The organism is Enterobacter sp. RHBSTW-00901, assembly GCF_014103115.1.
Classification (GTDB): Bacteria; Pseudomonadota; Gammaproteobacteria; order Enterobacterales; family Enterobacteriaceae; genus Enterobacter; species Enterobacter cloacae_P.
The window spans coordinates 1423064-1444453 of record NZ_JABXPB010000001.1 but is presented as its reverse complement, the minus strand read 5'-3'; the positions used below and the strand labels follow the sequence as shown (position 1 = coordinate 1444453).

Below are 21390 nucleotides of genomic sequence, written 5' to 3'. Positions count from 1 at the left end.
AAGGGCAGGGCCGGATGGCGCTGCCCTTTTGCTTTCTAAACTGTTAATGACAACCGGGCATCATGGAAAATAAACGCATTCCCCAAGCCACGTCGCCCCTGGCCGCGTGGCTTTCTTATCTGGAAAACCTGCACAGTAAAACCATTGATATGGGGCTTGAGCGCGTAAGCCAGGTCGCCGCGCGTCTTGATGTGCTGAAACCCGCGCCTTTCGTGTTTACCGTTGCGGGTACTAACGGTAAAGGCACGACCTGCCGCACGCTGGAAGCTATCCTGATGGCCGCAGGGTATAAGGTCGGTGTGTACAGCTCTCCGCATCTGGTGCGTTATACCGAGCGTGTTCGCGTGCAAAATACTGAGCTGCCGGAGTCTGCACATACGGCGTCATTCGCAGAAATTGAAGCGGCGCGCGGTGAGATTTCATTAACCTATTTTGAATACGGTACGCTTTCAGCGCTGTTGCTGTTTAAACAGGCGCAGCTGGATGTGGTGATTCTGGAAGTGGGTCTCGGCGGGCGTCTTGATGCGACCAACATGGTGGATGCGGATGTCTCCGTTGTATCCAGTATCGCGCTGGATCATACCGACTGGCTGGGGCCAGACCGTGAAAGCATTGGCCGTGAGAAAGCCGGTATTTTCCGCACCGGTAAACCCGCCGTGGTCGGTGAGCCGGATATGCCACACACAATTGCTGAGGTGGCAAAAGAGAAGGGCGCGTTGCTGCTGCGCCGCAATGTTGACTGGCAATATGATGTTAACGCCAACGGCTGGCGCTTTACCGATGCCCAGGGTGTGCTGGACAACCTGCCGTTGCCGCAGGTGCCACTGCCTAACGCGGCGACCGCTCTGGCGGCGCTACGTGCAAGTTCGCTTGCGGTGAGCGAACAGGCAATCCGCGACGGCATTCAGAGCGCGGTTCTGCCGGGACGCTTCCAGATTGTCAGCGAGTCACCACGTCTTATCCTGGATGTGGCGCATAACCCGCATGCGGCGGCATATCTCGCAGGGCGTCTCAAATCGTTACCAAAAACCGGGCGTGTACTGGCGGTTATCGGTATGCTTCATGATAAAGATATCGGCGGCACGCTGGCCTGCATGGAGAGTGTGGTCGATAGCTGGTATTGTGCTCCTCTGGAGGGGCCACGCGGCGCGACGGCTGAAGAGCTGATGGAACATCTCAGCAAAGGCGAAATCTACAATAGCGTGGCTCAGGCCTGGCATGCTGCAATGGCAGATGCTAAACCAGAAGATACCGTGCTGGTGTGTGGGTCGTTCCACACGGTGGCACATGTCATGGAAGCGATGGACGCGGGGAGAACCGGTGGCAAGTAAGTTTCAGAACCGTCTGACAGGAACGATTGTGCTGGTTGCGCTGGGGGTGATTATTCTCCCGGGTCTGCTCGACGGGCAGAAAAAGCATTACCAGGATGAATTTGCGGCAATCCCGCTGGTACCAAAACCGGGCGATCGCGACGAGCCAGATATGCTCCCGGCGGCGACACAGGCGCTTCCTGCTCAGCCGCCGGAAGGCGCAGCGGAAGAAGTGCGTGCGGGCGATGCCGCTGCACCGTCGCTCGATCCGTCTCGTCTGGCGGCAGGTAACAACAACGATATCGATCCTGTGCCCGCTCCGGTTGAGCAGCCTAAACCTGTTGAAAAACCGAAACCGGTCGACAAACCGCAGCCGAAAGCGCAGCGTGATAAAACCACCGAGCAGCTGGCTGCCGCAGCAGAGACGCCACCTCCGGCAAAACCGGCCCAGCAGGAGGCAGCACCCGCAGGTAAAGCCTACGTTGTGCAGCTTGGTGCGCTGAAAAATGCTGATAAAGTCAACGAGGTCGTGGGTAAGCTGCGTGGCGCGGGGTATCGTGTTTACACTTCACCTTCCACACCGGTGCAGGGTAAAATTACCCGTATCCTCGTGGGGCCGGAAGCCTCTAAAGATAAGCTGAAAGGTTCGCTTGGCGAGCTGAAGCAGATCTCCGGTCTGAGCGGTGTGGTGATGAACTACAGCGTGAACTGAGGTTAAGGCAGGCGTCCACAGAGACGCAAAAAGCCAGTGGCGTTGAGTATTTTTTCAGCGCCTTTTTTATTTACGCGCGGGAAGGAAATCCCTACGCAAACGTTTTCTTTTTCTGTTAGAATTCGCCCCGAACTGGATGACAGGGCGTTAAATCGTGGGACACATATGGTCTGGATTGATTACGCCATCATTGCGGTGATTGGTTTTTCCTGTCTGGTTAGCCTGATCCGTGGCTTTGTTCGTGAAGCGTTATCGCTGGTGACATGGGGTTGTGCTTTCTTTGTTGCCAGTCATTACTACACTTACCTGTCTGTCTGGTTCACGGGCTTTGAAGATGAACTGGTCCGAAATGGAATCGCCATCGCGGTGCTGTTTATCGCGACGCTGATTGTTGGCGCTATCGTGAATTACGTGATAAGTCAGCTGGTCGAGAAAACCGGTCTGTCAGGAACGGACAGGGTGCTCGGGATCTGTTTCGGGGCGTTGCGAGGCGTGCTGATTGTGGCCGCGATACTGTTCTTCCTGGATACCTTCACCGGTTTTGCAAAAAGTGAAGACTGGCAGAAATCGCAGCTCATTCCAGAGTTCAGCTTCATCATCAGATTGTTCTTTGACTATCTGCAAAGCTCGTCGAGTTTCTTGCCCAGAGCCTAGTGTGCTCTGAGATGTGGCTTAACGAGGAAAAGACGAATGTGCGGTATTGTCGGTATCGCCGGTTTCATGCCGGTAAACCAGTCTATTTATGACGCGTTAACGGTGCTTCAGCACCGTGGGCAGGATGCTGCGGGTATCATCACCATTGATGCAAACAACTGCTTCCGTTTACGTAAGGCGAATGGCCTGGTAAACGATGTGTTTGAAGCCCGCCATATGCAGCGTCTGCAAGGTAATATGGGGATTGGTCACGTTCGTTACCCTACTGCTGGCAGTTCCAGCGCCTCTGAGGCTCAGCCTTTCTACGTTAACTCTCCGTATGGCATCACGCTTGCCCACAATGGCAACCTGACTAACGCTCACGAGCTGCGCAGAAAGCTGTTTGAAGAGAAACGTCGCCACATTAACACCACGTCTGATTCTGAAATCCTGCTCAATATCTTTGCCAGTGAGCTGGATAACTTCCGTCACTATCCGCTGGAAGCAGACAACATTTTTGCTGCCGTTGCTGCGACTAACCGTCAGATCCGTGGTGCCTACGCCTGCGTGGCGATGATTATCGGTCACGGCATGGTAGCTTTCCGCGATCCAAACGGTATTCGTCCTCTGGTGCTCGGTAAGCGCGACCTCGGTGACGGCCGTACTGAATATATGGTTGCCTCTGAAAGCGTGGCACTGGATACCCTGGGCTTTGAATTCCTGCGTGACGTCGCGCCAGGCGAAGCGGTCTACATCACTGAGAAGGGCCAGCTGTTTACCCGCCAGTGTGCCGATAACCCGGTCAGCAACCCATGCCTGTTCGAATATGTCTACTTCGCTCGTCCGGACTCGTTTATCGACAAGATCTCCGTCTATAGCGCGCGTGTAAACATGGGCACCAAACTGGGCGAGAAGATTGCCCGCGAATGGGACGATCTGGATATCGACGTGGTTATTCCTATCCCGGAAACCTCCTGCGATATCGCGCTGGAAATCGCCCGTATTCTGGATAAGCCATACCGTCAGGGCTTCGTGAAAAACCGCTACGTTGGCCGTACCTTTATCATGCCGGGCCAGCAGCTACGCCGTAAGTCCGTGCGTCGTAAACTGAACGCCAACCGTGCAGAATTCCGCGACAAGAACGTGCTGCTGGTGGACGACTCCATCGTGCGCGGCACGACTTCTGAGCAGATTATCGAGATGGCACGTGAAGCCGGTGCGAAGAAAGTGTACCTGGCCTCCGCAGCGCCGGAAATTCGTTTCCCGAACGTGTATGGCATTGATATGCCAACGGCTAACGAGCTGATTGCGCATGGCCGTGAAGTGGATGAAATTCGCCAGATCATCGGTGCAGATGGCCTGATTTTCCAGGATCTGAACGATCTGATCGACGCGGTGCGTGCCGAGAACCCGGATATTCAGCAGTTCGAATGCTCCGTGTTTAACGGTATTTACGTGACCAAAGACGTTGACCAGCAGTATCTCGACTATCTGGATTCGCTGCGTAACGACGATGCAAAAGCCGTTCAGCTGCAAAACGATCTTGAAAGCTTAGAGATGCACAACGAAGGCTAATGCCTTTGCAAGTGAGGGCTAATGCCCTCACTTGCAACTCCCCGGAAAATCCTGCACAGTCAGCCCTGAAATCAGCAAGGGCAAAAATCATGAAACGACTCATTGTAGGGATCAGCGGTGCCAGCGGCGCGATTTACGGCGTACGTCTGTTGCAGGTACTGCGTGACGTAGCAGAAGTGGAAACGCATCTGGTGATGAGCCAGGCGGCGCGTCAGACGCTCTCCCTCGAAACCGATTTTTCCCTGCGCGATGTTCAGTCTCTGGCCGATGTGGTACACGATGCCCGTGATATCGCCGCCAGCATCTCCTCTGGCTCGTTTAAAACGGCCGGCATGGTGATCCTGCCCTGTTCCATCAAAACGCTCTCCGGCATTGTCAACAGCTATACCGACACGCTGGTAACACGCGCGGCAGATGTGGTGCTGAAAGAGCGTCGCCCGCTGGTGTTGTGCGTGCGGGAAACGCCGCTGCACCTGGGACACCTGCGCTTAATGACTCAGGCCGCCGAGCTGGGCGCGGTGATCATGCCGCCGGTACCGGCGTTCTATCACCGTCCGCAAACGCTGGATGAGGTGATTAACCAGACCGTTAACCGCGTGCTGGATCAGTTTGATATCGACCTGCCGGAAGACCTCTTTACCCGCTGGCAGGGAGCCTGATTTTGTGCACAATGTGAGTGCATGAAAAAACAAGTTGCCCTGTTTCAGGGCAAAACTGCAACCGCGATCATATCCTCGACATTTAATTCGCTTTTTCCCTTTTTCTCTTTCCGGTTCGTTCGGTAGACCTGCTATCTTTCACCATTAAGGCAATATCGCAACGTTTTATTAACATATTTAACGTCGATTTTTTGACCAGACGGCAATGTGGCATAAGACCTGCAAGAGAAGCCTGCAACACAACACACAACACAATACATAATAAAATCACGGTACTTGAGGGTAAATGTATGAAGAAGACGGTTCTGGCTCTGTCTTTGCTCGTGGGGTTAAGTGCAGCAGCAGGTAGCTATGCAGCACTTCCACAGACAGTTCGTATCGGTACAGACGCAACTTATGCGCCATTCTCTTCCAAAGATGCAAAAGGCGATTTCGTTGGGTTTGATATCGATCTGGGAAATGAGATGTGCAAACGCATTGCGGTAAAATGCACATGGGTGGGCAGTGACTTTGACGCATTAATCCCGTCGTTGAAAGCCAAAAAAATCGACGCCATTATCTCTTCTCTCTCCATCACCGAAAAACGTCAGCAGGAGATTGCCTTCTCTGACAAACTCTACGCGGCAGATTCTCGTCTGATTGCTGTAAAAGGCTCTCCGATTAAGCCAACCATCGACTCGCTGAAAGGCAAGCATGTGGGCGTTCTCCAGGGGTCTACCCAGGAAGGTTATGCCAACGCAAACTGGCGTGAGAAGGGTGTAGATGTGGTGGCTTACCAGAACCAGGATCTGATTTACTCTGACCTGGCCGCAGGCCGTCTGGATGCCGCGTTCCAGGATGAAGTTGCCGCGAGCGAAGGCTTCCTGAAACAGCCAGCAGGCAAAGACTATGCCTTTGCTGGCCCGTCCGTGAAAGACAAAAAATACTTTGGTGACGGCACCGGTATTGGCCTGCGTAAAGACGATACCGAGTTGAAAGCCGCCTTTGACAAAGCCTTTACTGAGCTGCGCAAAGACGGTACCTACAACAAACTGGCGAAGAAATACTTCGACTTCAACGTATACGGTGACTAATCGTTACTGACGGGAATGCACCATGATGGCTGTCTGTCATGGTGCATTGCGGGTGCAGGTGAGCCATTATGGTGCGTGGTTGGCTATTAATTGTTCTTTAAGTGCATAGTTAAGCATTTATAGTGCAAAAACTCCCAATGATTGGGCATTATCTTTTGCCTTAATAAGGGGATTAATGGCACATTAACGGCACCCCGTCGTAGTAAAAAATCCCGTAAGAATCCAGTCTGTTGAGGATGTATATGAAAAAACTGATGTTGTCTCTTTCGCTGGTGTTGGCTGTTTCCAGCATGACGGCGGCGTTTGCCGCTATTCCGCAGAAAATTCGTATTGGTACTGATCCTACCTATGCCCCGTTCGAATCGAAAAATGCGAAGGGTGAACTGGTTGGTTTTGACATTGATCTGGCCAATGAACTGTGCAAACGCATCAAAGCACAATGTACCTACGTTGAGAACCCACTGGATGCGCTGATCCCGTCGCTGAAAGCCAAAAAAATCGACGTGATTATGTCCTCTCTTTCCATCACCGAAAAACGCCAGCAAGAGATTGCCTTTACCGACAAACTCTACGCAGCGGATTCTCGTCTGGTCGTGGCTAACGCATCCAACATTCAGCCAACAATTGAATCGCTGAAAGGTAAGCGCGTGGGCGTGCTGCAGGGTACGACGCAGGAAACATACGGCAACGAACACTGGGCACCGAAGGGCATTGAAATCGTCTCTTATCAGGGCCAGGAAAACATCTACTCTGACCTGACGGCAGGCCGTATCGATGCCGCATTCCAGGATGAAGTTGCAGCAAGCGAAGGTTTCCTGAAACAGCCTGTGGGTAAAGATTACAAGTTCGGTGGGCCGTCCATTAAGGACGTGAAACTGTTTGGTGTAGGCACCGGTATGGGTCTGCGCAAAGAGGACAACGAACTGCGTGAAGCGCTGAACAAGGCGTTTGCAGAAATGCGCGCTGACGGCACTTACGACAAGCTGGCAAAAAAATATTTCGATTTTAATGTTTACGGCGGCTAATCACCCCGTCAAATAACGTGCGGCCCCTCCCGTTTTGGGAGGGGAAAAGACACGGTTCCACCACTCACGATACGACAGGGCACGCGGTATGCTGTACGGATTTTCTGGCGTTATTTTACAGGGCGCGCTTGTCACCCTTGAGCTGGCTATCAGCTCCGTGGTACTGGCGGTGCTGATAGGCCTGGCGGGCGCGGGGGCGAAGTTGTCGGCAAATAAACCGCTGGCGCTCATTTTTGAAGGCTATACCACGCTGATTCGCGGTGTTCCTGACCTGGTGCTGATGTTGCTAATCTTTTACGGTTTGCAGATTGCGCTTAATGGTATCACTGACGCTATTGGCATGGAGCAAATTGATATCGACCCGATGGTGGCCGGTATTATTACCCTCGGTTTTATCTACGGTGCGTACTTCACGGAAACTTTCCGCGGTGCTTACATGGCCGTGCCGAAAGGGCACATTGAAGCAGCGACTGCGTTTGGTTTCACCTCCTCACAGACGTTTCGCCGGATTATGTTCCCGGCCATGATGCGCTATGCGTTGCCGGGTATCGGCAATAACTGGCAGGTTATCCTCAAGGCGACGGCGCTGGTTTCCCTGCTCGGCCTGGAAGATGTCGTAAAAGCGACCCAGCTTGCAGGCAAGAGTACCTGGGAACCGTTCTACTTTGCGGTGGTATGTGGCGCTATCTATCTGGTCTTTACGACCGTCTCCAATGGTGTGCTGCTTCTGCTCGAACGTCGCTACTCCGTGGGTGTGAAGAGGGCTGACCTGTGATTGAGATTATTCAGGAATACTGGAAATCCCTGCTGTGGACAGATGGCTATCGCTTTACCGGCGTGGCCATTACGCTGTGGCTGCTGATTTCTTCCGTGGCGATGGGCGGCATTCTGGCAGTGTTTCTTGCCATTGGCCGGGTGTCGAACAATAAATTTATCCGCTTCCCGATCTGGCTGTTCACCTATGTGTTTCGCGGTACACCGCTGTACGTGCAACTGCTGGTGTTCTATTCGGGGATGTACACGCTGGAGATTGTGAAAGGCACTGAGATGCTGAACGCGTTCTTCCGCAGTGGCCTGAACTGTACGGTACTGGCGTTAACGCTCAATACCTGCGCCTACACCACCGAGATTTTCGCCGGGGCCATTCGTTCTGTACCTTATGGTGAAATTGAAGCGGCACGCGCGTATGGCTTCTCGTCGGTGAAACTTTACCGTTGCATCATTCTGCCGTCGGCGCTGCGCATTGCGCTGCCTGCCTACAGTAACGAAGTGATTCTGATGCTGCACTCCACCGCGCTGGCCTTTACCGCGACGGTGCCGGATCTGCTCAAAATCGCCCGTGACATTAACTCCGCAACCTATCAGCCATTTACCGCGTTTGGCATTGCGGCAGTGCTTTATTTGATTATTTCATATGTCCTCATTAGCCTGTTCCGTAAGGCTGAAAAACGCTGGTTGCAGCATATAAAACCTTCTTCGACGCACTGAGAAAGATGATGGCTGAGAACAAATTAAACGTTATTGATTTGCACAAACGCTACGGCGAACATGAAGTGCTGAAAGGGGTGTCGCTGCAGGCTAATGCGGGCGATGTAATCAGTATTATCGGCTCATCGGGTTCCGGTAAAAGTACGTTCCTGCGCTGCATTAACTTCCTCGAGAAACCGAGTGAAGGCTCCATTGTGGTGAGCGGGCAGAACATCAACCTGGTACGTGATAAAGACGGCCAGTTGAAGGTGGCAGATAAGAATCAGCTGCGCCTGCTGCGCACTCGCCTGACGATGGTGTTCCAGCACTTCAACCTCTGGAGCCACATGACGGTGCTGGAGAACGTGATGGAAGCACCGGTTCAGGTGCTGGGCTTAAGCAAGCAGGAAGCCCGCGAACGTGCGGTGAAATACCTGGCGAAGGTGGGCATTGACGAACGCCAGCAGATAAAATACCCGGTGCATCTCTCCGGCGGTCAGCAGCAGCGTGTTTCTATCGCTCGTGCGCTGGCGATGGAGCCAGAAGTGTTGCTGTTTGATGAGCCGACTTCCGCGCTTGACCCTGAGCTCGTTGGCGAAGTGCTGCGTATCATGCAAAAACTGGCCGAAGAGGGAAAAACGATGGTGGTGGTGACACACGAAATGGGCTTTGCCCGTAACGTCTCAAACCACGTCATCTTCCTGCATCAGGGCAAAATCGAAGAGCAGGGGCATCCGGATGAGGTGTTAGCCAACCCGCAAAGCCCTCGCTTGCAGCAGTTCCTGAAAGGGTCGTTGAAGTAGGTTTTGCCCTTCTTCCCTCTCCCTGTGGGAGAGGGGTGGTCGCCCGGTGGTTTTCTCCCTCTCCCTGTGGGAGAGGGCTGGGGTGAGGGCATCAAACCGCACCACACTCCAGCCGATACACCCAGTCGTCATACCGCACGCCATCAATCTCATATGCTTTTTCCAGTACCTGCGTGCGCACAAAACCCGCTTTCTCCAGCACCCGTACCGACCCGCGGTTATCTGCCAGCACATACGCGTTAACCGCTTTAACACCCGCCTGGTTAAAGGCGTAGTCACACACCGCGCGCAGTGCCTCGCTGGCGATCCCTTTTCCCTGTGCGGCAGGTACAACGGTGTAACCAATATCCGCTTCCTCACGGTTCTCTGTGCTGATTTGCAGGCCAATATCGCCAAGCGGGGTTCCAGCATTGCGAAAACGGATCACAAAAATATGCGGGGCAGCCAGACGCGCAGCGAACAGGCGTCGGGTCTCTTTTTCCGGGGCGATGGCAGCCATATAGCGCATGATGGCACGGTCTTCGCGCAGCGAACGGAAGAACGCCCAGTCAGAAGGTTCGAACGGGGTGAGATGAAGCCGGGATGTGGTGATGGTTGCCATCATTACGCTGCCTTGCGAGAGAGTGTGGCGTATCACTGTAGCATACCCAAAGGTGGGCTTTAACCCACCGCATCCTCCAGCGCTTCTTCTAAGTCATACCAGCGAAACGCAAACCCGGCCGCTTCCAGCCGTTTTGGCAGCGCGCGCTGTCCACCCAGCACCAGCACCGAGGCTTCGCCCATCATCAGGCGGATCACCGTGGCAGGTACGCGCAAAATCGCCGGGCGATGCAGGGCATGCCCCAGTGAGTGAGCAAACTGTTCATTACGCACCGGGTACGGCGACACCATATTAAAAGGCCCGCTCAGATCGTTATCCAGTAGCCAGAGAATGCCGTTTACCATATCGTCGATATGGATCCAGGCGAGATACTGGCGACCATTGCCGATTGGCCCGCCGAGGCCGAGTTTAAAGAGGGGAAGCATCTTTGTCAGAATGCCACCTTTCGGGGAAAGGACGACGCCAGTACGTAGCAGGCAGACGCGGGTTTTGTCGCTTTGTGCAGCGCAGGCGATGCGTTCCCACTGGGCGCAGAGTTTATGGGTAAATTCGTTGTGGGGTGGCTCATCTTCGGTTACCACCACTTCACCGAGATCGCCGTAGTATCCCGCAGCCGAGCCAGAAATGAGCACCGACGGCGGAGTGTGGCTGTTACGGATAAGCTCAACCAGCCTTTCCGTGATATTCCAGCGGCTGCTGCACAACAGCTGTTTTTGCTCTTCCGTCCAGCGTTTGTCGGCGATGGGCTCGCCTGCGAGGTTGATGACGGCGTCAAAGCCGTCCAGATTCTGCAGTTCTGCCAGACTTTTCCAGATGTCGATACCCACACCCAGCAACTGACGTGCTTTTTCCGGGCTGCGCGTGACCACGGTAATGTCGTGGTGCAATGCTTGCAGGCGTGGAATGAGATGGCAACCAATCAGGCCGGTACCGCCAGTCAGCAGAATCTTCATACAACCTCCAGGTTTACGCCTGGCGTTGCCAGCTTAACGTCATGGAGACGGAGTCAGCGTAACGCAGGGCGTGAAGTTTATCGATCTCTACTTCAGCATAAGTGACCCAGTGATGTTCACGTGCGATATCGAGCACATCCTGAGTTAATTTTTCCAGCAAAGAGAAGCGGTTGTTTTCAACATACTGAATGATGCTTTTGGTAATGGTGCGGTAATTCAGCGCGTCATTGATGTCCTCACTGGCGCGCGCTTTGTCTGCCGGGTAATGGATCACCACATTCAGCACGATATCCTGACGGTTGGCGATCTCTTCGTCTTTGATACCAATGAACGTACGTAAGCGTAAGTTTTTTATACGAATAATAGCGTCATGTTGCGACATTGCAGGTCTTCTCCGTGTCAGTATTTCCGCCTCATAATACATGAGGTCATCGTATGTGCCCAACCGGGTTAAGGACTAAATCTGCTGGATTTTTTGCATGGCACGTTCAGTCGCAGGACGTGTCCGGATACGTTCAAACCAGTTATTCACGGCAGGATAAGCAGCGAGATCGATACGGTGGCGTTCATGAGTGTTAATCCACGGCCAGCAGGCGATATCGGCAATGCTGTAATGATCGCCCCCGAGCCACGGCGTTTTCTCCAGACGACGGTTCAACACGCCGTACAGCCGCTGGGTTTCAACCTGATAGCGCTCGATAGCATAAGGGATTGGCTGCGGGGCGAAGGCGGTGAAGTGGTGGTTTTGCCCCAGCATCGGCCCCAGGCCGCTTGACTGCCAGAAGAGCCACTGCAGCGTGTGGTGACGTTCGCGCAGTTCCCCACTCAGCAATTTACCGGTTTTCTCCGCCAGATAGAGCAAAATCTCCCCGGACTCAAACAGGCTCAACGGTCTGCCGCCATCGGCAGGCAGGTTATCAATAATGGCCGGGATTTTATTATTGGGTGATATCGCCAGAAAAACGGGTCTGAACTGATCGCCTTTGCTGATATCGACGCTGATGATCCGGTATTCCAGTTCTGCTTCTTCAAGAAAAAGGGTGATTTTATGGCCGTTTGGGGTTGGCGCGTAATAGAGGTCGATCATTCTCAACTCCTGTCAGAACAAAAAGTGATGCCATAAAAATGAGTATAGGTGTCTGGTGTAAATCGTGAGTTTTCATCAAGTGACAGCGACGCAAAGAGAATATATGTTGAGTAAAAACCGATCAGCCGATGAGGATGTTATGAACCAGCCTGTTATCACGTTGTGGTCCGATGCGAATTTCTTTTCACCCTATGTTATGAGTGTTTATGTGGCACTGGCCGAAAAGGGGCTGACATTTACCCTGAAAACCGTCGATCTGGACGGTGGAGAACACCTGAAACCGCAGTGGCAGGGTTATGCTCTGACCCGGCGCGTACCGGTGCTGGAAATTGACGGTTTTGAGCTGAGTGAATCTTCAGCGATTGATGAGTATCTTGAAGATCGTTTTGCGCCGCCGGAGTGGGAGCGGATTTACCCCCACGATCTGCAAAAGCGTGCCCGGGCGCGTCAGATCCAGGCGTGGTTGCGTAGCGATCTGATGCCGATCCGCGTCGAACGTTCCACTGACGTTGTGTTTGCCGGGGTGAAAAAGCCCGCCCTTAGCGCAGACGGTGTTGTCAGTGCGCAAAAGTTGATTGATACTGCGACCTCTTTGCTGGCGCACGGCAATCCGAATTTATTCGGGGAATGGTGCATTGCCGATACCGATCTGGCGCTGATGCTCAACCGCCTGATCCTCAACGGTGACGAGGTTCCGCAACTGCTGGTGGATTATGCGACATTCCAGTGGCAGCGTGCGTCAGTACAACGCTATGTGGCACTCTCCGCTAAGCGTGCGGGCTGATAAGCCCTGGCGCTTCAGGTATGATATGGGCAGTCTGTTTTCCTGAGGAGTGACTGATGAAACTGATGTTTGCGTCGGATATTCATGGATCGCTGCCCGCTACCGAGCGTGTTCTTTCTCTGTTTACCCAAAGTGGGGCGCAGTGGCTGGTGATCCTGGGCGATGTGTTAAATCATGGCCCCCGTAATGCGCTGCCGGAAGGGTATGCCCCTGCGCAGGTGGCGGAAAAACTCAATCACTATGCCTCGCGTATCATCGCCGTTCGCGGCAACTGTGACAGCGAAGTGGATCAGATGCTGCTGCATTTTCCGATAACCGCCCCCTGGCAACAGGTGCTGTTAGAAAATTGCCGCCTGTTCTTAACGCATGGTCATCTTTTTAGCCCCGATAATCTCCCTGCGCTCATGGCTGGCGATGCTCTGGTTTACGGTCATACTCATATTCCGGTGGCTGAAAAGCGCGGTGATATTTATCATTTTAATCCCGGTTCGGTCAGTATCCCAAAAGGCGGATACCCGGCGAGCTACGGCATGCTTGATGAGAAGACGTTAAGCGTTATCGCACTTAATGATCAGCAAGTTATTGCGCAAATAGCGATTAATCCGTAAGTTACACCTCAACTGCAAACGCGCCGAAAGAGCGCTTAGACGAGAAGGTTTCCCGATGGTGGAGCAGAGTCATTTGGCAAGTACAGAGTGGGTTGACATTGTCAGCGAAGAAAATGAAGTGATCGCGCAGGCCAGCCGCGCACAAATGCGTGCGGAGCGTCTGCGTCACCGTGCAACGTACATCGTTGTGCATGACGGCATGGGCAAAATTCTGGTCCAGCGCCGCACGGACACCAAAGATTTTCTCCCCGGTATGCTGGATGCCACTGCGGGCGGGGTCGTTCAGGCGGATGAAGTGCTGCTGGATTCCGCGCGTCGCGAAGCGGAAGAAGAGTTAGGCATTGCCGGTGTGCCATTTGCCGAGCACGGCCAGTTCTATTTCGAGGACGAAAACTGCCGCGTCTGGGGCGGGCTGTTTAGCTGCGTTTCCCACGGCCCGTTCGCCCTGCAGGAAGAGGAAGTCAGTGAAGTGAGCTGGATGACGCCGGAAGAAATTACCGCGCGTTGCGACGAGTTCACGCCGGATTCGTTAAAAGCGCTGGCGCTGTGGATGAGCCGCAACGCGAATAACGAATCGACCAAATCAGAGAAAGAAGAAGAGGCTGAGTAAGTCTTAGCAGCTTTCCCGCAGACACAGGCTGGACGCGATGGGTTTCTGATCGCGCCAGTCTCCGTCATTGAGACGTTCCAGTAACGCACGTCCCGCTTCAATCCCAATCTTACGGTGCGGTACTACCATCGTCGTCAGCGGTGGCTGACAGACGCGGCTGACGTCGCTGTCACCAAAGCCCACGACCGCCAGATCGTCTGGTACCTTGATACGCCGACGCTGGCACTCATACAGCGCACCGCAGGCCAGTTCATCCGATACGCACACCAGTGCATCCAGCTCAGGCCATGCCAGCAGGAATTCAGGTAGCTGTGCCGCACCCGTTGAGAAGTTCGGCGGCATGGCGGCATTTATGACCCGATTCGGTGACATATGGTGGCGAAGCATCGCTTTGTACCAGCCCTGCAAGTGCTGCTGGAAAATCCACTGCTCCTGGTTGGCACACAGCAGGCCAATATTCTGATAGCCACGCTGGATCACCATCTCAGTGAGTTCATACATCGCCGCGACGTTATCAATCCCGATATTCATGTCGATAGGATCGGCGCGCATGGCACCCATTTCCATCACCGGGATGGAGGCATTTTTCAGCCAGTGGCGGACGGTGTCGGTGTGTTCGACGCTGAGCAAAATCGCGGCTGCAATATTGGACGCCAGTAGCGTTTCCAGTAATTTCTCTTCCTGTTCGAGACGATGCTGAGATTCTGCCAGAATGATCTGGTACCCGGCAGGCTGTAATACCTGCTGTAGCCCGGCGAACATCTCCGAGCAACCAGCTTCGGAAAGATTAGGAACAACCATAGCAATCGTCCATGAAGAGGCCGACGCCAGCGCGCTGGCGGCAAGGTTGGGCATATATCCCAATTCCTGCACCGCAGCTTCAATTTTTTCTCGTAGTTTATCAGAAACCTGTTCCGGCGTGCGGAGTGCCCGGGACACGGTCATTGTGCCCACTCCGGCAAGCTGTGCGACATCGGCGAGTGTCACTTTACCGGTACTGCGCCGTTTTCGGGTTAGAGACATACACCTTCCTGCTGACCAGATGCGTTCTTATTATCATCCTTCGCTTCACGTGACAGGCAGTATACGCCTTAAATCCCTTTTTTTACTGTGATTTCACACCATGATTACAATTTGATAGCGCTATCACACTTCTGAATGTTATAGCTTGGTAGCGCTATCTTTGTGATCCTGATCGCAGTCAATTATTAATGTGTTGAATAAAGTTTGCACATCTTTTGGGTTGTGGCGGGAGTAAAAAGTGCTCAAAAAGTGGATATACGATACGACCATTACGCTTCAGGATAGCGTCGAGAGCTGGCCGCAGGCGCTGGAGCTGTGCGCGAAACCGTTGCTGGATCTGCAGGTGATTGCCCCGGAGTATGTGACGGCAATCATTGAGCAGCACCATACATTAGGGCCGTATTATGTGCTGGCACCAGGGCTGGCGATGCCGCATGCGCGGCCGGAAGAGGGGGCTAAAGGGCTGGGGCTCTCATTATTAAAACTGAAACAGGGTGTCTCTTTTGGTGCCGGGGAATTTGACCCCGTTGATGTGATTGTGATGCTGGCGGCACCGGACAAACATAGTCATATCGAAATGATCTCAGCCCTCGCTGAATTATTTTCCAGCGACAATGATATGGCCGAATTGCATCAGGCGAATACGCTGGAGGAAATAAAAACGATTATCGACCGCTTCTGATTTAATACTTTCATCCGGTTTGTCACAACATTACGCGTCAGTGTGATGGAGACGTCTTTACGCTAAAAAGGGGATAACAATGAAAATAATGGCTATTTGCGGTTCTGGCCTTGGCAGCAGTTTTATGGTCGAAATGAATATTAAAAAGATACTCAAAAAGCTTGAGATTGAGGCTGATGTTGAACACTCCGATCTCTCATCTGCAACCCCGGGCGCAGCCGATCTTTTCGTGATGGCGAAAGACATTGCAGCCAGCGCCAGCGTGCCGGAAAACCAGCTGGTGGTGATCAACAACATCATCGATATCAACGAACTTGAAGCGCAGTTGCGTGCCTGGTTCGAAAAACAATAATCCTGATAAGGCGAGGTGGATATGTTTATCCTTGAAACGCTGAATTTCGTTGTTGATATATTAAAAGTTCCCTCTGTACTGGTTGGTTTAATTGCATTAATTGGTCTGGTCGCGCAGAAAAAATCTTTTTCTGACGTGGTGAAGGGAACCATTAAAACCATCCTCGGTTTTATTGTGCTGGGCGGTGGTGCTACGGTATTGGTGGGGTCATTAAATCCATTAGGCGGCATGTTTGAACATGCGTTTAATATTCAGGGCATTATTCCAAACAATGAAGCGATTGTGTCTATTGCGCTGGAAAAATATGGAGCCTCGACCGCACTAATTATGGCGTTCGGCATGGTGGCAAACATCATCGTCGCACGCTTTACCCGCCTGAAATACATCTTCCTGACCGGTCATCACACCTTTTACATGGCATGCATGATTGGCGTGATCCTGACGGTCGCGGGCTTTGAGGGCGTGGGCCTGGTCTTTACGGGGTCGCTGATCCTCGGCCTGGTGATGGCTTTCTTCCCGGCGATAGCGCAGCGCTATATGAAGCGTATCACCGGCACTGACGATATTGCGTTTGGCCATTTTGGCACGTTGGGCTACGTGCTTTCTGGCTGGATCGGCAGCAAGTTTGGCAAAGGCTCGCGTTCAACCGAAGAGATGAACCTGCCTAAGAATCTGAGCTTCCTGCGTGACAGCTCTATTTCAATCTCCCTGACCATGATGATTATCTATCTGATCATGGCGGTGAGCGCCGGGCGTGAGTACGTAGAGGCGACCTTCAGCGGCGGTCAGAACTACCTGGTGTATGCCATTATCATGGCAATTACCTTTGCGGCAGGTGTGTTCATCATCCTGCAGGGTGTGCGCCTGATTCTGGCCGAAATCGTCCCGGCTTTTACCGGCTTCTCTGAGAAACTGGTGCCGAATGCACGTCCTGCGCTGGATTGTCCGGTGGTCTATCCGTATGCGCCAAACGCGGTGCTGATTGGCTTTCTGTTCAGCTTCCTCGGCGGTCTGGTCGGGCTGTTCATCTGCGGTCAGTTCAGCTGGGTGCTGATCCTGCCGGGCGTAGTGCCACATTTCTTCACCGGTGCGACTGCAGGCGTGTTCGGTAATGCTACTGGCGGACGTCGCGGGGCGATGATTGGCGCATTTGCTAACGGCCTGCTGATCACCTTCCTGCCGGTGCTGCTCCTGCCCGTGCTGGGTGCAATTGGTTTTGCTAATACGACCTTCTCGGATGCCGATTTCGGCGCTGTCGGGATTGTTCTGGGCAACCTGGCACGCTTCCTGTCACCGCTTGCCATCACCGGGCTGGTGGTTGCGTTGTTCGCGCTGCTGGTGGCGTACAACGTGTTTGCTAAAAACAAATCTGCGGGCGGTAACGCGCAGGAAAACACCGGAGCTAAATCATGAATGTGAATGAGATAACCCAACTGGCGCGTCAGATCCGCCTTGAGACCCTGAAATCACTGACGCAGCTGGGCTTTGGTCACTACGGTGGCAGTATGTCGGTGGTTGAAACGCTGGCCGTGCTGTACGGCGCGGTGATGAAAATCGACCCGGCCGACCCGGACTGGCCAGAGCGCGACTATTTTGTCCTGTCGAAAGGCCACGCGGGCCCGGCGCTGTACAGTATCCTGGCGATAAAAGGCTATTTCCCGATGGAAGAGCTGAGCACGCTCAACCAGAACGGCACGCGTTTGCCAAGCCACCCGGATCGTCTGAAAACGCGCGGTGTGGATGCCACCACCGGCTCGCTCGGACAGGGCATTTCTATCGCCGGGGGAATGGCGTTGTCGCACAGGCTGGCAGGGCGTCCAAACCGGGTATTTTGCATCGTGGGTGATGGCGAGCTTAACGAAGGTCAATGCTGGGAGGCATTCCAGTTTATTGCTCACCATCGCCTGAACAATCTCACGGTGTTTGTGGACTGGAATAAGCAGCAGCTCGACGGTCAACTGGATGAAATTATCTGCGCGTTCGATCTGGAGGGGAAATTCCGTGCCTTTGGCTTTGATGTGGTGACCGTGAAAGGGGATGACATCCCGGCGTTGCTGGACGTCACTTCGCGGGTTCCTGCGGCGGATGCGCGTCCGCGGGTAGTGATTCTGGACAGCATTAAAGGGCAGGGGGTGCCGTATCTGGAGCAGCTTAGTAACTCTCATCATCTGCGCCTGACCGGGGAGAGCAAGGCGGCCCTCAACGAGACGATTCGCCAACTGGAGGCTACACATGATTAAGGTTGCACCAGCAGGACAAAAAGATGCCGTTGAGATGCGTAAAGTCTACGCCGGTTTTGTGGCAAAACAGATTGAGGCCGGAAGCGAGATCATCGCGCTGGAAGCGGATCTGATGAGCTCGATGGCAATGGACGGTGTGGCGCGTGATTACCCGCAGCACGTCATTAACTGCGGCATTATGGAAGCCAACGTGATTGGTACGGCAGCCGGGTTGTCGCTGACCGGGCGTAAACCGTTCGTCCACACCTTTACCGCCTTTGCCAGCCGTCGCTGCTTCGACCAGCTGTTTATGTCCCTGGACTACCAGCGTAACAACGTGAAGGTCATTGCCTCGGATGCGGGCGTCACGGCTTGCCACAACGGTGGCACGCATATGTCGTTTGAAGATATGGGGATTGTGCGCGGTCTGGCCCATTCGGTGGTGCTGGAGGTGACCGACGCGGTGATGTTTGAGGATGTGCTACGCCAGCTGATTGATCTTGAAGGTTTCTACTGGGTGCGCACCATTCGTAAACAGGCCCCGAGCGTCTATGCACCGGGATCAACCTTTACCATCGGCAAGGGTAACGTACTGCGCGAAGGGAGCGATATCACCCTGATTGCCAACGGTATCATGGTGGCGGAAGCACTGGAAGCAGCCCGCCAGCTGGGGCAGGAAGGCGTGAGCGCGGCGGTGATCGATATGTTTACCCTGAAACCGATCGACCGGATGCTGGTGAAAAACTACGCCGAGAAAACCGGGCGCATCGTCACCTGCGAAAACCACAGCATCCATAACGGGCTGGGGTCGGCGGTGGCGGAAGTGCTGGTGGAAACGTGTCCTGTACCGATGCGTCGGGTTGGCGTGAAGGAGCGTTACGGCCAGGTAGGGACGCAGGACTTCCTGCAGAAGGAGTATGGCCTGACGGCACATGACATTGTGTCGGCGGCGAGAGAGTTACTGTAAATAAAAAAGGCGACCTTCTGGTCGCCTTTTTAGTGCAGTAAAAAATTACTGCTGCTGTGAGGACTGGATCGCGGTCAGCGCGATGGTGTAGACGATATCGTCTACCAGCGCACCACGGGACAGGTCGTTCACAGGTTTGCGCATACCCTGCAGCATTGGCCCGATGGAGATCAGGTCTGCAGAACGCTGTACCGCTTTGTAGGTGGTGTTACCGGTGTTCAGATCCGGGAAGATGAACACGGTAGCGCGACCGGCAACCGGTGAGTTAGGCGCTTTGGATTTCGCCACGTCAGCCATTACCGCAGCGTCATACTGCAGCGGGCCGTCGATCATCAGGTCAGGACGTTTTTCCTGCGCCAGACGGGTCGCTTCGCGAACTTTCTCTACATCGCTGCCTGCACCAGAAGTGCCGGTAGAGTAGGAGAGCATCGCCACGCGTGGTTCGATACCGAAGGCAATCGCGGAGTCTGCAGACTGGATAGCGATTTCAGCCAGCTGTTCTGCCGTTGGATCCGGGTTGATCGCACAGTCGCCGTAAACGTAAACCTGTTCAGGCAGCAGCATGAAGAACACGGAAGACACCAGCGAGCTGCCCGGTGCAGTTTTGATCAGCTGCAGTGGCGGACGGATGGTGTTCGCGGTGGTGTGAACAGCACCAGAAACCAGACCGTCAACTTCGTCCTGTTCCAGCATCAGCGTACCCAGCACCACGTTGTCTTCCAGCTGTTCACGCGCAACGGCTTCGGTCATGCCCTTGCTCTTACGCAGCTCAACCAGACGGGCAACGTAGCTTTCGCGAACCACTTCCGGGTCAACGATTTCGATACCCGCACCCAGCTCAACGCCCTGAGAGGCCGCCACACGGGTGATTTCATCCGGGTTACCCAGCAGCACACAGGTCGCGATACCGCGTTCTGCGCAGATAGCTGCCGCTTTAACGGTACGTGGTTCATCACCTTCAGGCAGAACAACGCGTTTGCCCGCTTTACGCGCCAGCTCAGTCAGCTGGTAACGGAAGGCTGGTGGAGACAGACGACGGCTGCGCTCAGAAGTCGCAGTCAGGGATTCGATCCAGTCTGCATTGATGTAACCCGCAACGTATTCCTGCACTTTCTCAATACGTTCGTGGTCATCAACCGGCACTTCCAGGTTGAAGCTCTGCAGGCTCAGGGAGGTCTGCCAGGTGTTGGTGTTCACCATGAAGACCGGCAGGCCAGTGGCAAAAGCGCGCTCGCAGAGCTTGCTGACGCGTGGGTCCATCTCGTAAGCACCGGTCAGCAGAATGGCACCGATTTCCACGCCGTTCATTGCCGCCAGGCAGGCTGCAACCAGCACGTCAGGACGGTCAGCGGAAGTCACCAGCAGGGAGCCTGCACGGAAGTGTTCCAGCATGTGCGGGATGCTGCGCGCACAGAAGGTCACGGACTTCACGCGACGGGTGTTGATGTCGCCTTCGTTGATCACGGTGGCGTTCAGGTGATGCGCCATATCGATTGCACGGGTGGCAATCAGATCGAAGCTCCACGGCACCGCGCCCAGTACTGGCAGCGGGCTGGAGCTTTGCAGTTTAGCCGGGTCAACTTTGATGACTTTCGCTCTGGAAGAGTCGTCGAAGATCTCGGACAGGTCAGGGCGAGTACGACCCTGCTCATCAACCGGGGCGTTCAGTTTGTTAACGATAACGCCGGTGATGTTGGTATTTTTTACGCCGCCGAAGCTGCTGCGAGTCAGTTCGATACGCTCGTTCAGCTGCTCTGGGGTGTCAGTACCCTGAGACATGACGAAGACGATCTCAGCGTTCAGCGTTTTCGCGATTTCGAAGTTCAGAGACTGGGCAAACTGGTGTTTGCGCGTAGGAACCAGGCCTTCAACCAGAACCACTTCCGCGTCCTGAGTGTTCGCGTGATAGTTGGCGATGATCTCTTCCATCAGCACGTCTTTCTGGTTGCTGGAGAGCAGAGATTCAACGTGGCTCATCTTCAGCGGTTCAGCCGCTGGCAGATTGGAGTTCTTACGCACGATGGTGGTGGTCTGGTCTGGCGCATCGCCACCGGCACGAGGCTGGGCGATTGGCTTAAAGACGCTCAGACGAACGCCTTTGCGTTCCATAGCACGGATAACGCCAAGGCTGACGCTGGTCAGGCCGACGCTGGTTCCGGTAGGGATCAGCATAATAATACGGGACACGGTTTATCCTCTTTCGTTACCGCCGACATTGGGCGGGTTACAAAACAGCACCGCCAGCAT

The 21390-nt window shown here is 54.1% G+C and carries 24 protein-coding genes; 18 read left to right on the top strand and 6 right to left on the bottom strand.

Going from position 1 to position 21390, the window contains the following annotated elements; translation table 11 throughout:
* The first annotated feature begins 62 nt into the window (after nt 1-62).
* The 10 genes from folC (at nt 63) to hisP (ending at nt 9257) form a co-directional block, all read left to right on the top strand.
* A complete protein-coding gene (gene folC / locus HV318_RS06945) occupies nt 63-1331 on the top strand; it encodes a bifunctional tetrahydrofolate synthase/dihydrofolate synthase (protein WP_182272160.1) in 1269 nt (422 codons plus the stop codon).
* Complete coding sequence (gene dedD, locus HV318_RS06940; protein ID WP_182272159.1) at nt 1321-2022, top strand: cell division protein DedD; 702 nt, start codon at nt 1321-1323, stop codon at nt 2020-2022. The genes folC and dedD overlap by 11 nt, the downstream gene beginning before the upstream one ends.
* 165 nt (nt 2023-2187) lie before the next feature.
* A complete protein-coding gene (gene cvpA / locus HV318_RS06935; protein ID WP_182272158.1) occupies nt 2188-2676 on the top strand; it encodes a colicin V production protein in 489 nt (162 codons plus the stop codon).
* A gap of 36 nt (nt 2677-2712) precedes the next feature.
* Nucleotides 2713-4230: an amidophosphoribosyltransferase gene (gene purF / locus HV318_RS06930; protein ID WP_182272157.1), complete on the top strand. Its 1518-nt coding sequence runs from the start codon at nt 2713-2715 to the stop codon at nt 4228-4230.
* Nucleotides 4231-4319: 89 nt separating this feature from the next.
* The gene (locus HV318_RS06925; RefSeq protein ID WP_182272156.1) at nt 4320-4889 is read left to right on the top strand and encodes a UbiX family flavin prenyltransferase; all 570 of its coding nucleotides are present in this window, start codon (nt 4320-4322) and stop codon (nt 4887-4889) included.
* Between the two features lie 290 nt (nt 4890-5179).
* Nucleotides 5180-5962 (top strand): lysine/arginine/ornithine ABC transporter substrate-binding protein ArgT, encoded by a 783-nt coding sequence (gene argT, locus HV318_RS06920; protein WP_182272155.1) that lies wholly within the window; start codon nt 5180-5182, stop codon nt 5960-5962.
* 242 nt (nt 5963-6204) lie between these two features.
* On the top strand, nt 6205-6987 hold the full coding sequence (gene hisJ, locus HV318_RS06915) for a histidine ABC transporter substrate-binding protein HisJ (protein WP_182272154.1): 783 nt from the start codon (nt 6205-6207) through the stop codon (nt 6985-6987).
* An 88-nt stretch (nt 6988-7075) separates the two neighbouring features.
* Nucleotides 7076-7762: a histidine ABC transporter permease HisQ gene (locus HV318_RS06910; RefSeq protein WP_182272153.1), complete on the top strand. Its 687-nt coding sequence runs from the start codon at nt 7076-7078 to the stop codon at nt 7760-7762.
* Complete coding sequence (locus HV318_RS06905; protein WP_182272152.1) at nt 7759-8475, top strand: ABC transporter permease; 717 nt, start codon at nt 7759-7761, stop codon at nt 8473-8475. The genes HV318_RS06910 and HV318_RS06905 overlap by 4 nt, the downstream gene beginning before the upstream one ends.
* 8 nt (nt 8476-8483) lie before the next feature.
* A complete protein-coding gene (gene hisP / locus HV318_RS06900) occupies nt 8484-9257 on the top strand; it encodes a histidine ABC transporter ATP-binding protein HisP (RefSeq protein WP_182274551.1) in 774 nt (257 codons plus the stop codon).
* 91 nt (nt 9258-9348) lie between these two features.
* On the opposite strand, the gene HV318_RS06895 is transcribed toward hisP, so the two are convergent.
* From HV318_RS06895 to yfcG, 4 genes are all read right to left on the bottom strand, one after another.
* On the bottom strand, nt 9349-9858 hold the full coding sequence (locus HV318_RS06895) for a GNAT family N-acetyltransferase (protein ID WP_182274550.1): 510 nt from the start codon (nt 9856-9858) through the stop codon (nt 9349-9351).
* Between the two features lie 59 nt (nt 9859-9917).
* Nucleotides 9918-10811 carry a TIGR01777 family oxidoreductase gene (locus HV318_RS06890; RefSeq protein ID WP_182272151.1) on the bottom strand — a complete coding sequence of 298 codons (894 nt, stop codon included), beginning with the start codon at nt 10809-10811 and terminating at the stop codon, nt 9918-9920.
* 13 nt (nt 10812-10824) lie between these two features.
* Complete coding sequence (gene folX, locus HV318_RS06885; protein WP_182272150.1) at nt 10825-11193, bottom strand: dihydroneopterin triphosphate 2'-epimerase; 369 nt, start codon at nt 11191-11193, stop codon at nt 10825-10827.
* A 75-nt stretch (nt 11194-11268) separates the two neighbouring features.
* Nucleotides 11269-11898, bottom strand: coding sequence for a GSH-dependent disulfide bond oxidoreductase (gene yfcG / locus HV318_RS06880; RefSeq protein WP_182272149.1), 630 nt, complete (start codon nt 11896-11898; stop codon nt 11269-11271).
* A 139-nt stretch (nt 11899-12037) separates the two neighbouring features.
* Here yfcG and yfcF point away from each other — a divergent pair, with 139 nt between their 5' ends.
* Genes yfcF through yfcD form a run of 3 tightly spaced genes read left to right on the top strand, consistent with a single transcriptional unit; the run spans nt 12038 to nt 13900 of the window.
* Nucleotides 12038-12682 (top strand): glutathione transferase, encoded by a 645-nt coding sequence (gene yfcF, locus HV318_RS06875; protein ID WP_182272148.1) that lies wholly within the window; start codon nt 12038-12040, stop codon nt 12680-12682.
* Between the two features lie 56 nt (nt 12683-12738).
* Nucleotides 12739-13290: a phosphodiesterase gene (gene yfcE / locus HV318_RS06870; RefSeq protein ID WP_182272147.1), complete on the top strand. Its 552-nt coding sequence runs from the start codon at nt 12739-12741 to the stop codon at nt 13288-13290.
* Between the two features lie 55 nt (nt 13291-13345).
* Nucleotides 13346-13900, top strand: coding sequence for an NUDIX hydrolase YfcD (gene yfcD / locus HV318_RS06865; RefSeq protein ID WP_182272146.1), 555 nt, complete (start codon nt 13346-13348; stop codon nt 13898-13900).
* A 3-nt stretch (nt 13901-13903) separates the two neighbouring features.
* On the opposite strand, the gene HV318_RS06860 is transcribed toward yfcD, so the two are convergent.
* Nucleotides 13904-14923 carry a LacI family DNA-binding transcriptional regulator gene (locus HV318_RS06860; RefSeq protein ID WP_182272145.1) on the bottom strand — a complete coding sequence of 340 codons (1020 nt, stop codon included), beginning with the start codon at nt 14921-14923 and terminating at the stop codon, nt 13904-13906.
* Nucleotides 14924-15161: 238 nt separating this feature from the next.
* Here HV318_RS06860 and HV318_RS06855 point away from each other — a divergent pair, with 238 nt between their 5' ends.
* The 5 genes from HV318_RS06855 (at nt 15162) to HV318_RS06835 (ending at nt 19143) form a co-directional block, all read left to right on the top strand.
* Nucleotides 15162-15605 carry a PTS sugar transporter subunit IIA gene (locus HV318_RS06855; protein ID WP_182272144.1) on the top strand — a complete coding sequence of 148 codons (444 nt, stop codon included), beginning with the start codon at nt 15162-15164 and terminating at the stop codon, nt 15603-15605.
* Nucleotides 15606-15684: 79 nt separating this feature from the next.
* Nucleotides 15685-15957 (top strand): PTS sugar transporter subunit IIB, encoded by a 273-nt coding sequence (locus tag HV318_RS06850; protein ID WP_182272143.1) that lies wholly within the window; start codon nt 15685-15687, stop codon nt 15955-15957.
* 21 nt (nt 15958-15978) lie between these two features.
* Nucleotides 15979-17370: a PTS ascorbate transporter subunit IIC gene (locus HV318_RS06845; RefSeq protein ID WP_182272142.1), complete on the top strand. Its 1392-nt coding sequence runs from the start codon at nt 15979-15981 to the stop codon at nt 17368-17370.
* Nucleotides 17367-18197, top strand: coding sequence for a transketolase (locus HV318_RS06840; RefSeq protein WP_182272141.1), 831 nt, complete (start codon nt 17367-17369; stop codon nt 18195-18197). The genes HV318_RS06845 and HV318_RS06840 overlap by 4 nt, the downstream gene beginning before the upstream one ends.
* Nucleotides 18190-19143 (top strand): transketolase family protein, encoded by a 954-nt coding sequence (locus tag HV318_RS06835; RefSeq protein WP_182272140.1) that lies wholly within the window; start codon nt 18190-18192, stop codon nt 19141-19143. Before HV318_RS06840 ends, HV318_RS06835 begins: the two co-directional genes overlap by 8 nt.
* A gap of 45 nt (nt 19144-19188) precedes the next feature.
* Here HV318_RS06835 and pta read toward each other — a convergent pair whose 3' ends face one another.
* Nucleotides 19189-21330 carry a phosphate acetyltransferase gene (gene pta / locus HV318_RS06830; RefSeq protein ID WP_182272139.1) on the bottom strand — a complete coding sequence of 714 codons (2142 nt, stop codon included), beginning with the start codon at nt 21328-21330 and terminating at the stop codon, nt 19189-19191.
* Nucleotides 21331-21390 lie beyond the last annotated feature (60 nt).